Below are 12,355 nucleotides of genomic sequence, written 5' to 3' on the forward strand. Positions count from 1 at the left end.
GGTAGCTCCTGAGGAGGAATCATGTCTCTAATTAGTAGCACCCCGACCCTCCGCAAGCGGACTCGGGTCCTGACCACCCTGGTGGCTCTTGCCGCCCTGGCGCTCGGGGTAACGGCAGGCTGCTCATCCTCGCCAACCTATTCCAACAATGCTGAGCCTTCCGGAACACAATCCTCCGGCACCACCACCTCCCAGTCGCAGCACTACGACGATGACGACCAGGACGACAAGGGTGATCTTGAAGAAGAAGACACCGCCAATGACGGGCCTAACACGACCGTCAACCAATCTGACTGGGTCACTTCATCCAGCTACACACCCACCGAAATGCCGGCCACGCAACCCATTGTCACCGACCTGCGGGTCGGGCAGCACAAGGGCTACGACCGCGTCGTAATTGACCTGACGGGCGAGGGCCCGGTGGGTTGGGAAGCCCGCTACGTTGATGTCGTCAACAGCCAGGGTAAAGGCGACCCCGTCGACATCCCGGGAACCAAGTTCCTCCAGCTCGTCCTCGTCGGCACCACCATCCCGGTGACCGACCAGGAACTGGACGACTACTACGATGACAACGACATTGAGTCCGGACAGGTCATCAACGCCGTTTACGACTCAACTTTTGAGGGTCGCAGCCAGTTTGTGATCGGCACTGATAAAGAGCGCCCGTTCCATATCTTCTGGCTTACCGACCCGCTGCGAGTCGTCATCGACATCTCTGCCGAGTAGCAGCTAGTCCCTGTCAAATGAAGGCTGAGCTGGAAGGATGTCAACCTTCCGGTTCGCCTTCGCCAGGGAGCGGCGCCACTTTGAGAACGACTTCAGCTCATTCTTAGAGGGGCCGCCGCGCTCTTTCATGTTCCAGGGCACCAGTGGTTGGGCCTCACCGCGCAGTTCTTCACTTGCGTCCCCCAGGGCCTTCTGCAGGCGCGCCGTCAGTTCGCGGACGCCCTCGTGGTTGGTTGAATCGCCCTCGATATCGGAAAAGTCAATCGGGGGCAGGACCCGGATGAAGAGGCCGGGGCGTCGGCGGTGCAGTGACAGGCCGGCGTAACGGTCCATGATGTCCTGCGCGCCCCACTGGACCACGGGGACAATCGGGATGCGGGTGTCGAGGGCGAGGCGGGCCAATCCGGTTTTGCCCTTCATCGGCCAGAACGCGGGATCACGGGTCAGCGTGCCCTCAAAGTAGATTCCCACCACGTCACCGGCATCAAGGGCTGCGCGGGCGTACTTCAGCGCATCCGTGGCCTCCGCCGAATCACGCATGACGGGGATCATCCCCCACCAGCGGAAGAACGGGCCGATCACCGGGACCTTGAACAGGGAGTGCTTGGCCAGGAATCGCACCTCATACCCGTTGTCCGCCATGAAGTAACCCATGGAGACCGGGTCAAAGTTCGACATGTGGTTCGGGGCCAGGATGAAGGCGCCCTCTTTCGGCAGGTTCTCTACCCCGTACCACTGCGGCCTCGACAGCAGGTTCACCACCGGTTTGAGGACGTGGTAGCCGAAGCGATACATGCCCTTGATGTTGCCCTTGCGGGGACGTGCACCCTTTTGCGTCACTGCGACCTCCTACTTACGCGTCCTACCGATTAACTATCCACTATCCGCCGGCTTCAGGCAGGTTTACGCCCCGGAGCCAGCACCGTCAGTGCGTCCGGGATGACCCTCACTGTCATCGGCAGCTCGCCAATCTTGTCACCATCGGCGAGGACGGGCATTCCCACCGGGCGTGTCATCTCAATCTTTCGTCCACTGATAACGCGGATCAGCGGGGTCTCCACTCCCCTCTGGACGAGGGCGCGTGTCAGCAGTGGCAAAGCCTTGAACCTGGAAACCCGCTCAACGTTGATGACTTCCAGTTTGCCGTCGTCGGCGCGGGACTGCGGCAGCAGGTTCACTCCGCCTCCAAACCATCCGGTGTTGGAGATAGAAGTGAGCCATCCGCCCAGGTCGACTGGAACATCGTCGATACGAGCTTCAATCGGCTGGGCCTTGAACTTGCCCGCAAAGCCGACCGTGGCCCCCCACGCGTACGCCATGGGACCCGATCGCAGCCAAGAATCGTTAGCCACCTGGTTGGCTACCGCGTCGATCCCCAGAGAGACGATACCGAGGGCGATCTTGGTGCCCAGTGCGCTGGTCACCTCGATGCCGTCCAGTGGCCTCGTCCACAGCGCAATCGTCTCCGGCTCAGCAGCGCCGAGGCGTTTAGCCCACTTCACCGCATCCGCCCCGATGCCGAGGTAGCGGCACAGGTCGTTGCCGCGACCCCCCGGGAAGGGGATGAGGACGCCGCTGTGACCGACGCGTCCTGAGGCAGCGGCGGAGATGTAGCCGTCCCCGCCCAGCGCACCGACATAGTAGGTGGAGCTGAGTCGGGTCAGGCGTTCGACATCATGCTCGTTGGTGGTGACGTGGACTTTGACTTCCCAGCCTCCGTCCCGAAGTGCTGTAACCACTTCCCGGCCGACCCGCAGGGCATGACCGCGCGCCGAAACGGACGACACCAAAAGTGTCATTTCTCTTGGTCGGGTCACACGTACTCAACCTTCGCGTGCAGCTTGAGCAGTTTCGACATGAAGTGCTCGTAGCCGCGGGAAATAACGTCAATCCCAGAGACATGGGAGACGCCCTCAGCGGCTAGGGCTGCAATCAGGTGGCTGAAGCCGCCCCGCAGGTCCGGGACCGTGATGTCGGCGCCGTGCAGCGGGGTGGGGCCGGAAATAACTGCGGAGTGGTGGAAGTTCTTGGCCTGGAAACGGCAGGGCGCCGAACCCACACACTCGGTATAAACCTGAATGTTGGCGCCCATCTTGCGCAGTGCGGTGACGAAACCAAAGCGGTTCTCATAGACCGTTTCATGAACGATCGAAAGCCCATCGGCCTGCGTTAGAGCCACGACCAGCGGCTGCTGCCAGTCGGTCATGAATCCGGGGTGAACATTGGTTTCGAGGACGATTGGCTTCAGCGAACCGCCCGGGTGGTAGAAGCGGATTCCGTCCTCTTCCACATCGAATGCGCCACCGACCTTGCGGAAGGTGTTGAGGAAGGTGATCATGTCCGGCTGGTGGGCCCCACGCACAAAGACGTCGCCGCGGGTGGCCAGAGCGGCCGAACCCCAGGAGGCTGCCTCAATCCGGTCCGGCAGGGCGGTGTGAGAGTAACCCTCGAGGCGCTCCACCCCCTCGATACGGATGGTGCGGTCGGTGTCAACCGAAATGATGGCACCCATCTTCTGCAGGACGTTGATCAGGTCCATGATCTCTGGCTCAATGGCCGCGCCCGTCAGCGTGGTGATGCCCTGGGCCATGACAGCCGTCAGCAGGGTCTGCTCCGTTGCGCCGACGGACGGGTAGGGCAGGTTGATCTGGGTGCCCTTGAGGCCGCCCGCAGGGGCGGTGAGGCGGATACCCTCGGAGGTCTTCTCGACCTCGGCGCCAAAACGACGCAGCGTCTCCAGGTGGAAGTCAATGGGGCGGTCACCGATGACGCAGCCACCCAGCTCAGGGATGAACGCCTCACCCAGGCGGTGCAGCAGCGGGCCACAAAAGAGAATGGGAATCCGCGAGGATCCCGATAGCGCATCAATCTCGGTGGGGGTGGCGGCATCGACGTGGGAGGGGTCGAGGATCATGACGCCCTCTTCCTCATCAAAGATCACATCCACACCGTGCAGGTTCAGCATGTCACGAACCACATCAACGTCACGAATCAGCGGAACGTTGCGCAGCTGCGACGGCGAATGACCCAGCAGAGAGGCAACCATTGCCTTGGGGACGAAGTTCTTCGCCCCCCTTACAGAAATCGTTCCGTAAAGCGGGCTTCCGCCCTCAACCCTCAGAACCTTACCGCTGGGGGCAGTTGAACTAAGAGCCGTGTCAGTCTTTTGCAAGAGGAACTCCCTATTCGTGAGCCGAGATAGGAGCGAGTTTACCGCCTGTTCGAAGGCCCGCCTGTAGAGAAGCGGCACACTTGGCCAAAAGCTGATCAGCCCTACAGCGTTTTTGGCTTCCAGCTTGGTCTTTCGGCCTCGAAAGCAGAGATATCGCCCTCGGCGCGCAGGGTCAGACCGATGTCGTCCAGCCCCTCCATGAGGCGCCAGCGGGTGTAGTCATCAATCTCGAACGGGTAGGTGGCTCCCCCGGCTTTGACCGTGCGGCCTTCGAGGGAGACTTCCAGCTCAGTCCCAGGCTCCGTCTCCATCAGCTTCCACAGCGCCTCGCAGTCCTCCTGCGAGATCACGCCGGCCACCAGGCCCTGCTTTCCTGAGTTGGAACGGAAGATATCCCCAAACTTGGGGGCGAGGACGACGCGGAAACCGTAGTCCTTCAGCGCCCAGACCGCGTGCTCACGCGAGGATCCGGTACCAAAATCCGGTCCGGCTACCAGCACCGAACCTCGGGCGTAAACGGGATCGTTGAGGACGAAGGCCGGATCTTTCCGCCACGCCGAGAACAGTGCGTCCTCGAAACCCGTCCTCGTAATCCGCTTCAGAAAAACGGCGGGGATGATCTGGTCAGTATCGACATTCGATCGTCGCAGTGGGACACCGATGCCCCTGTGAGTGCTGATCTTTTCCATGCCTACTTCGCCTCTCCGGTTTTACTTGTGGCGTACTCTGCCCCCAGTTGCGCCCCCGGCGGGATGACATCGAGGTCGGCCGGGCTGGACAGCGTGCCCCGGATAGCGGTTGCCGCCGCGACCAGCGGCGAAACCAGGTGGGTGCGGGCATCGCGTCCCTGACGCCCCTCGTAGTTGCGGTTCGAGGTCGAGGCGCTGCGCTGGCCCGGCTGAAGCTGATCGGGGTTCATCCCCAAACACATTGAGCAGCCCGCGCTGCGCCACTCCGCACCGAAATCGGTGAAGATCTTGTCCAGACCCTCTTCCTCAGCCTGGAGCTTGACGCGCTGTGAACCAGGTACCACCAGCATCTCAATACTGTCGGCCTTCTTCTGGCCCTTGAGGACGGCTGCGGCCATCCGCAGGTCTTCGATGCGGGCGTTGGTGCAGGAACCCAGGAACACCACGTCGACCGGGATGTCCCGCATCTTGGTGCCGGGAGCCAGGTCCATGTAGGCGAGGGCGCGCTGCGCCGCCGAACGGTCGATGGGGTCTGCGAAAGAGTCGGGGTCGGGCACCTCACCCGACAGGGGGACTCCCTGACCCGGGTTGGTCCCCCAGGTGACGAAGGGTTCGATGTCGGCGGCGTCGAGGACGACCTCGGCATCAAAAACTGCGTCCTCATCGGAGGCAAGCTGCTTCCAGTTCTCTACCGCCGCGTCCCAGTCCTCACCCACCGGGGCGTGCGGGCGCCCCTTGATGAACTCAAACGTCGTCTCATCCGGGGCGATCATGCCGGCACGGGCCCCGGCCTCAATCGACATGTTGCAGATGGTCATGCGGGCTTCCATCGACAGTTCCCGAATCGCCTGACCGCGGTATTCGAGGACGTACCCTGCTCCCCCACCCGTACCGATCTTGGCAATCACGGCCAGGATGATGTCCTTGGAGGTGACCCCAGGCTTCAGCGACCCGTTAACGGTGATCGCCATGGTTTTGAACGGCATGACAGGCAGGGTCTGGGTGGCGAGGACGTGCTCTACCTCAGAGGTACCGATCCCGAAGGCAAGGGCTCCGAAGGCGCCGTGGGTCGAGGTGTGCGAGTCGCCGCAGACGATGGTGGCACCCGGCTGGGTCAGACCCAGCTGCGGACCGACGACATGGACAATGCCCTGTTCAACATCGCCCAGCGAATGCAGCCGCACCCCGAACTCTTCTGCATTCTGGCGCAGGGTGTCAATCTGCAACCTGGAGGTCAGGTCGGCAATTGGCAGGAAGATGTCCTTGGTGGGGGTGTTGTGGTCCTCAGTGGCGATGGTGAGGTCGGGGCGACGCACGGGACGTCCCGCCAGTCGTAGTCCCTCAAAAGCCTGCGGGCTGGTTACTTCATGGACAAAGTGCAGGTCGACGTAGAGAAGGTCGGGAGCATTCCCCTCACCCTTCTTGACAACGTGCTGTTCGCGCACTTTTTCGGCCATTGTTTTGGCCATACCGGTTCACCCCTCCGCCAGACGATTCTTCGAGGCCTGTACTGATTTGGTTAGACTTGGCTGAGAACCACGTGGGCCTATGGGCCCCTAGTCCTTCGTTCCACTAGAGTTTGCGACCTGTCCACACTGTGTCGATTTTGCATCTCATTAGTTGGAATGACAGTATTCAGCCATGGACGAGACTAGCGATTCCAGTGGCGTTGGTGTACTCGATAAAGCCGCTATGGTCCTTGGCGCCCTTGAGGGGGGCCCGGCGACCCTAGCGCAGCTGGTGGCGGCCACTGGCCTGGCCCGCCCCACAGCGCACCGCCTGGCTGTGGCCCTTGAGCATCACCGCCTGGTGACGCGCGATATGCAGGGTCGGTTCGTCCTCGGACCACGCCTGCAAGAATTGGCTTCGGCGGCCGGTGAGGACCGCCTGATTTCCTCTTCCCTACCGATCCTGGTGGCGCTTCGCGATCACACCAAGGAATCGGCGCAGCTGTTCCGCTGGCAGGGCGACTACCGCGTCTGTGTGGCCTCCGCAGAACCCAAGACCGGTCTGCGCGACTCAATTCCCGTCGGCGCCACACTGTCTCTCAAGGCTGGTTCTGGGGCCCAGATTCTGCTGGCGTGGGAAGAGCCGGAGCGTCTGCACCGGGGACTCATCGGCGCCTCATTCACCGCCACCACCCTGTCTCAGGTGCGTCGCCGCGGTTGGGCCCAGTCGGTGGGGGAACGCGAACCGGGTGTAGCTTCGGTTTCAGCTCCCGTGCGCGGACTGGACGGCCGTGTCATCGCCGCCCTCTCGGTCTCCGGACCGATTGAGCGCATGGGTCGCCAGCCCGGACGACTCTACGGCCCCGCGGTGGTTGCGGCGGCGAACCGCCTCACTGAGTTCCTCCGAAGCATCGAAGAATCCGGACTCTAATCCGGCTTCCCCACGAAGACCTACCGGCCGCGGCGCTCCTTCTTGAGGGCCGCGGCTTCTTCGTAGGCGGCCTCATACGCCGGCAGGGCGTTCTTCCAGGAGTAGGGGATCTCCACCGACTGGTTGTGCTGCTGGTAGTTCCGCACCTCGACTTCATCACGCACCCAGTCGACCAGGACCCGAACCATCTGCTCATCCGTGGGAACGGACCGTCCCTCAACCCCGTCGAGAACGGCTGCCCCAAAGCCCGACTGTGAGCGCGCCAAAATTGCCAGCCCGGCAGCTCTTGCCTCAAGGCCCGAGATCGAGAAGGCATCCTTGATGCTGGGAGAAAGATAGATGTCACTGGTGGCGTAAAGTTCGACCAGCTGGTCCCTGCTGAGGCGACCGGGCAGTTCCACCCAGTGCTCCATGCCGTGCTTGGTCAGGAAGTGGGCGGCCCGCTCCAGTCCAGGTCCCTCCCCCGCGATGACAGCCCGCAGCGGTGAGGGAGATTTGGCAGCGCCCTCCGCGGCGTTGTTGAGCCCGAGGCGCAGGCCCACTTCGCGAAGGATTTCAAGCAGTTCAGGCACACGCTTCCGGGGGGCGAACCTGGTGGCGGTGACGGCGACAAGCCCGTCGTGAACCACCGGCTGCACCCGCCAGTCCTCCGGGGCAACCGAGTTGTTGAGGACACGAACCAAATCCGGATTGACGACCTCCCGCACCCGAGAGGCAGTTAGCTCTGAGTTGGGCAGCCACAACACCGGAGCCTCGGCCAGCCCCGTCATGAGGGCCGCACCCCTGTAGAGGGGGATGGTGGGGAACTTGGACCAGATGGAATGAACGGTGGCCACCACGGGAACCGGGGTGTCATTGAGAGAGGCGAGGACGGCTGTGGCGACAGGGGTCAGTTCCCCGAGGTGGGCGTGCACCGCGTCGGGGCCGAGGAGCCCGATCAGTTCCACGAAGCGTTTCGGGGCGTGGGGGTCGACGGGGGCCCCGAACGGGTTCTGCCACTCTGAGCGAATCACGGTGTAGGGAAGGGAATCTGCCGGATCGACCGTAAGCCCCTCGGGCAGCTCGACCTCAGTTCCGGTGATCCCCAGGGTACCCACCCCTGAAGAGACACTTCGGGGCATTCCCCTAGCCGGCTCACGCATCGCAGCGGTAAGGACGATAACCTCGTGTCCCTGCAGGGCCTGCTGGGTGGCCAGACGCGCCACCTGCGTTTCGATCCCACCCATGATCGGGGCAAACGTGTCAGAGACGTGAACGATACGCACGGCACTCCTTGGGGCCAGATACAGAAAAAGCCCTGTATCGAAATCTGATACAAGGCAGTGGTACCCCCAACGGGATTTGAACCCGTGTCGCCGCCGTGAGAGGGCGGTGTCCTAGGCCGCTAGACGATGGGGGCCCGGCTTAGCTGCTTCGAAAACCGAACCAACCTCGCTTGTACTCCCAACGGGATTTGAACCCGTGTCGCCGCCGTGAGAGGGCGGTGTCCTAGGCCGCTAGACGATGGGAGCCAGGAAGAACTAACCAAAAGTTAGATCCGCTGGGGTACTAGGACTCGAACCTAGACTAAAAGAATCAGAATCTCTCGTGCTGCCAATTACACCATACCCCAAGGTTGCTGGCCGTTGAGGACCAGCGAAATAGAAGATTACCCGAACCAGTAACCCGCACTCAAATCAAAAACTCGACTTGTGGCACATGTCGCTAGAAGGGTGAAGCGCCCCCTTGAGGGGGCGCCCCTTCCACTAGGAGAAGTTCCTGAAACGGGTCAGGGAAGCGTCCTTACCGAGGATCTCCATTGACTCAAACAGGGGTGGCGAAATGCGGCGACCGGTGAGGGCGACACGGGGCGGGGTGAAGGCAAAGCGCGGCTTCAAGCCCAGGCCTTCGATCAGGGCCACGTTGAGCGCCTCCTGGATCTTCTCAGCCGTAAACTCATCGGCTGGGATCGGCTCCAGGGCCTCAATGGTGGCCTGGAGAACTTCGGGAGCATCCTCTTTGAGCTGCTTGCGCGCATCATCCGCAATGACAATCTGCTCGTCAAGGGTGAAGAGGAACCCCAGCAAATCCGGGGCTTCCCCCAACACCTGCATCCGGGTCTGCACCAGGGGGGCAGCCGCGGTGAGGATGCGCTGCTCCTCAGGAAGCAGGTCCTCGAAACGTTCCGCACTGACCAGGGAGGCGCGATGCAGGAAAGGCGCCAGGCGAGCGCGGAAGTCCTCAGACTCAAGCAATCGAATGTGCGTGGCGTTAATCGCCGTGCACTTTTTGATATCAAAACGGGCCGGGTTCGGGTTGACATCCTTGATGTCAAAGGCCGCCACCATTTCTTCCATCGAGAAGATGTCCTCGTCTGGGCTGATCGCCCAGCCCAGCAGCGACAGGTAGTTCAGCAGCCCCTCTGCAATCATTCCGTTCTCACGGTGCAGCAGCAGGTTCGACTCCGGGTCGCGCTTAGAGAGCTTCTTGTTGCCCTCTCCCATCACGTAGGGCAGGTGACCGTAAAGCGGGGTGTACTTCGCAACCCCCAGCTCAACCAGGGCCTTCATCAGGACAACCTGGCGCGGCGTGGAGGAGAGCAGATCTTCACCCCGCAGGACGTGAGTGATGTCCATGAGGGCATCATCAACCGGGTTAACCAGGGTGTAGAGCGGGTCCCCATTGGCGCGAACGATGACGTAATCCGGCACGGAACCCGGCTTGAACGTCACCTCACCGCGAATCAGATCATTGAAAGTGACGTCCTCATCAGGCATGCGAATACGAATGACGGGTTCGCGTCCCTCGGCACGGAAAGCAGCCTTCTGCTCGTCGGTGAGGTCGCGGTCAAAACCGTCGTAGCCCAGCTTCGGGTTGCGTCCGGCGGCGCGGTGACGCTCCTCGACCTCTTCGGGGGTCGAAAACGACTCGTACGCATAACCGCCCTCAAGCAGTTTCCGCGCCACATCCCGGTAGATATCCATCCGCTCCGACTGGCGGTAGGGACCGTGGGGTCCACCCACCCCAACGCCCTCATCCCAGTCGAGGCCGAGCCAGCGCATCGACTCAATAATTTGCTCAAATGACTCTTCGGAGTCCCGAGCAGCGTCGGTGTCTTCGATGCGGAAGACGAATGTGCCCCCCGTGTGACGCGCGTAGGCCCAGTTAAACAGGGCGGTGCGGACCATCCCGACGTGGGGGGTTCCGGTTGGAGACGGGCAGAAACGCACACGGACCTTAGGTCCGTCGGAAACAGAAGTAGTCATGATGAACCAGCTTACCGCCGCCGTGAGGCGCTCCATACTGCGGAAGATGTGGGCCTCAACGCAGCCGGTCACACCGGGGTCCTCCCTCGACCCGCATTGAGTGCGAAGATAGGTGGGTACCCGTTGCGCAGTGAACAGGAAGTGACCAGAAATGACCCTGTGGACACCAAGTGAGGCCGAGTTAACGGAAGCTGGGACCCAGAAGTGGTCAGGTGTGACGACGACAGGTGGCGAATCGACACTGGGAGCCTGGGTTGCCGAAATGGACTTCGGAACCTCCCCCGCCGTCGAAGCCAGGCTTCGCAAAGCGATCGACCAGGGCTTCTTTGGCTACCCCCCAAACTGGGCACGGGAGGCGGTCAAGACCGCACTGGTAGAACTGCAGGACCGACGCTTCGGCTGGGTCATCAAAGAGGGATGGGTTGATGTGGCGCCCTCGGTACTCAGTGCAATGAGGGCGACAATCGAGTTCCTCACCCGCCCCGGTTCGGCCGTCATTGTCCCAACCCCGGCCTACATGCCCTTCCTGACCATTCCCGTTGAGCACGGCCGCGAGGTCATCGAGGTCCCCTCCCTCCACTGCGAAAATGCAGCTGACGCAACCGAAGCGTGGTCACTGGACCTAAAGGGGATTGAGGACGGACTCAAAGCTGGCGCGGGCCTGGTCATCCTCTGCAACCCCTGGAACCCCACGGGCAGGAACCTCTCGATAGAAGAGTTGCGCGCCCTCCACGATGTTGTCTCCAAGTACGACGCCCTGGTTTTCGCGGATGAGGTGCATTCTCCCCTCGTCCTCGACGATCCCGGCAACTTCGTCTCCTATGCCTCACTGGGCCCCAGCTACGCGAAACATGCCGTCACCGCCGTCTCGGCCTCAAAGGGCTGGAACATCGCAGGATTGAACTGCGCCCAGGTGATCATTCCGGATGCCCAGCTGCGCGAAAAATACCTAGCGGCCCCCAAGGGAGCCTTCGGGTATCCGGCCGCCCTCGGCCTGCTCGCAGCAGTCCCCGCCTACCTCTCCTCTGACGAGTGGTTGGGTCAGGCGATCACCCAGATCAACGCCAACCTCGACCTGCTGGGAGAAGCGCTCAGCGGAACCGGCCTCGACTACTTCCGCCCCGAAGCCACCTACCTGACGTGGATCGGGTTTGAAAACATCGAAGGCATAGAGGATCCGGCCACTCTTCTTCGCGAAAACTACCGCGTCGGTGTCAACGGCGGCACCTCATTAGGTCGGGGCTACGAGCGCTGGATTCGAGTCAACGCTGCCATGTCACCGCAGCCCTGGGCGAAGGTCGTCAAGGCCATCGTCGACCTCGCCCAGAAGGGAAACTAGCGGCGCAGAACAGGGTTGGTCAGAGTGCCGATCCCCTCGATCTCAATACTGACCCGATCCCCCGCCTGAATCGGCGCCACGCCAGCCGGGGTACCCGTGAGGATGACGTCCCCCGGCAGCAGCGTGAATACCTGCGAAGCTGCCACAATCAGGTCGCGCACCCCGACGATCATTGACGAGGTCGAATCATCCTGACGAACCTCACCGTTGACGGTGGTGGTGATACGCAAGTTATCGACGTCAAGCTCCGGGTCTACCACCACCCAGGGCCCCAGCGGGCAGGCGGAATCAAAGCCCTTGGCGCGGGTCCACTGACCATCCAGCTTCTGCTTGTCACGGGCAGAGACATCGTTACCGATGGTGTAACCGAAGACGACATCATCGACATCCTCCGGGTTCAGGTCCTTGGCCACCGTCTTGATAATGACTGCCAGTTCACCCTCGGGTTCAACATGGTTCGACCACCGGGGAAGCACAATGGGATCATCCGGACCGATCACAGAGGTGTTCGGTTTGATGAAAAAGACTGGCTCCGAGGGAACCTCAGCCCCCATCTCAGCAACATGCGCCGCATAGTTGCGCCCGACACCAACCACCTTGGAACGGGGAATCACCGGAGAGAGCAGGCGAACCTCGTCCAGTTCAAACACCTCTCCGCTCAGTTCAATCTGGTTGAACAGGGGGTCGCCACGCAGTCCGAAGATCCGCGTCGAATCATCTTTGATGAAGCCGTACTTGGGGGAAGAACCATCTGAGAATCGCACAATACGCATGACGCGATTCTAGCCACGAACCCGGGTCCACA

The 12,355-nt window shown here is 61.8% G+C and carries 11 protein-coding genes and 3 tRNA genes; 3 read left to right on the forward strand and 11 right to left on the reverse strand.

Annotated elements, in window-relative coordinates:
- The first annotated feature begins 21 nt into the window (after window positions 1-21).
- A complete protein-coding gene (locus CS903_RS05645) occupies window positions 22-726 on the forward strand; it encodes an AMIN-like domain-containing (lipo)protein (protein WP_099332585.1) in 705 nt (234 codons plus the stop codon).
- A 3-nt stretch (window positions 727-729) separates the two neighbouring features.
- On the opposite strand, the gene CS903_RS05650 is transcribed toward CS903_RS05645, so the two are convergent.
- From CS903_RS05650 to leuC, 5 genes are all read right to left on the reverse strand, one after another.
- On the reverse strand, window positions 730-1,566 hold the full coding sequence (locus CS903_RS05650; protein ID WP_099332586.1) for a lysophospholipid acyltransferase family protein: 837 nt from the start codon (window positions 1,564-1,566) through the stop codon (window positions 730-732).
- Between the two features lie 53 nt (window positions 1,567-1,619).
- Entirely contained in the window at window positions 1,620-2,525 is a 906-nt protein-coding gene (locus CS903_RS05655) for a diacylglycerol/lipid kinase family protein (RefSeq protein ID WP_099332587.1), read from the reverse strand.
- 14 nt (window positions 2,526-2,539) lie between these two features.
- Window positions 2,540-3,898 carry a UDP-N-acetylglucosamine 1-carboxyvinyltransferase gene (gene murA, locus CS903_RS05660; protein ID WP_099332588.1) on the reverse strand — a complete coding sequence of 453 codons (1,359 nt, stop codon included), beginning with the start codon at window positions 3,896-3,898 and terminating at the stop codon, window positions 2,540-2,542.
- Between the two features lie 101 nt (window positions 3,899-3,999).
- Window positions 4,000-4,587, reverse strand: a complete 588-nt coding sequence (gene leuD / locus CS903_RS05665) for a 3-isopropylmalate dehydratase small subunit (protein WP_099332589.1) — start codon at window positions 4,585-4,587, stop codon at window positions 4,000-4,002.
- A gap of 2 nt (window positions 4,588-4,589) precedes the next feature.
- The gene (gene leuC, locus CS903_RS05670) at window positions 4,590-6,056 is read right to left on the reverse strand and encodes a 3-isopropylmalate dehydratase large subunit (RefSeq protein ID WP_099332590.1); all 1,467 of its coding nucleotides are present in this window, start codon (window positions 6,054-6,056) and stop codon (window positions 4,590-4,592) included.
- Between the two features lie 172 nt (window positions 6,057-6,228).
- Here leuC and CS903_RS05675 point away from each other — a divergent pair, with 172 nt between their 5' ends.
- On the forward strand, window positions 6,229-6,966 hold the full coding sequence (locus tag CS903_RS05675; RefSeq protein WP_099332591.1) for an IclR family transcriptional regulator: 738 nt from the start codon (window positions 6,229-6,231) through the stop codon (window positions 6,964-6,966).
- 20 nt (window positions 6,967-6,986) lie between these two features.
- Here CS903_RS05675 and CS903_RS05680 read toward each other — a convergent pair whose 3' ends face one another.
- The 5 genes from CS903_RS05680 to gltX form a co-directional block, all read right to left on the reverse strand.
- Window positions 6,987-8,231 carry a glycosyltransferase family 4 protein gene (locus CS903_RS05680; protein ID WP_099332592.1) on the reverse strand — a complete coding sequence of 415 codons (1,245 nt, stop codon included), beginning with the start codon at window positions 8,229-8,231 and terminating at the stop codon, window positions 6,987-6,989.
- Between the two features lie 58 nt (window positions 8,232-8,289).
- A tRNA-Glu gene (locus CS903_RS05685) sits at window positions 8,290-8,365 on the reverse strand.
- A 39-nt stretch (window positions 8,366-8,404) separates the two neighbouring features.
- Window positions 8,405-8,477: transfer RNA gene (locus CS903_RS05690), tRNA-Glu, on the reverse strand.
- Between the two features lie 29 nt (window positions 8,478-8,506).
- A tRNA-Gln gene (locus tag CS903_RS05695) sits at window positions 8,507-8,578 on the reverse strand.
- Between the two features lie 133 nt (window positions 8,579-8,711).
- The gene (gltX, locus tag CS903_RS05700) at window positions 8,712-10,211 is read right to left on the reverse strand and encodes a glutamate--tRNA ligase (protein WP_099332663.1); all 1,500 of its coding nucleotides are present in this window, start codon (window positions 10,209-10,211) and stop codon (window positions 8,712-8,714) included.
- A 151-nt stretch (window positions 10,212-10,362) separates the two neighbouring features.
- Here gltX and CS903_RS05705 point away from each other — a divergent pair, with 151 nt between their 5' ends.
- Window positions 10,363-11,550, forward strand: a complete 1,188-nt coding sequence (locus CS903_RS05705; RefSeq protein ID WP_099332593.1) for a MalY/PatB family protein — start codon at window positions 10,363-10,365, stop codon at window positions 11,548-11,550.
- Here the strand turns inward: CS903_RS05705 and CS903_RS05710 are convergent.
- The gene (locus CS903_RS05710; RefSeq protein ID WP_099332594.1) at window positions 11,547-12,323 is read right to left on the reverse strand and encodes a fumarylacetoacetate hydrolase family protein; all 777 of its coding nucleotides are present in this window, start codon (window positions 12,321-12,323) and stop codon (window positions 11,547-11,549) included. The two genes, CS903_RS05705 and CS903_RS05710, sit on opposite strands and share 4 nt — an antisense overlap.
- Between the last annotated feature and the right edge of the window lie 32 nt (window positions 12,324-12,355).

The organism is Actinomyces minihominis, assembly GCF_900187855.1.
Classification (GTDB): Bacteria; Actinomycetota; Actinomycetes; order Actinomycetales; family Actinomycetaceae; genus Scrofimicrobium; species Scrofimicrobium minihominis.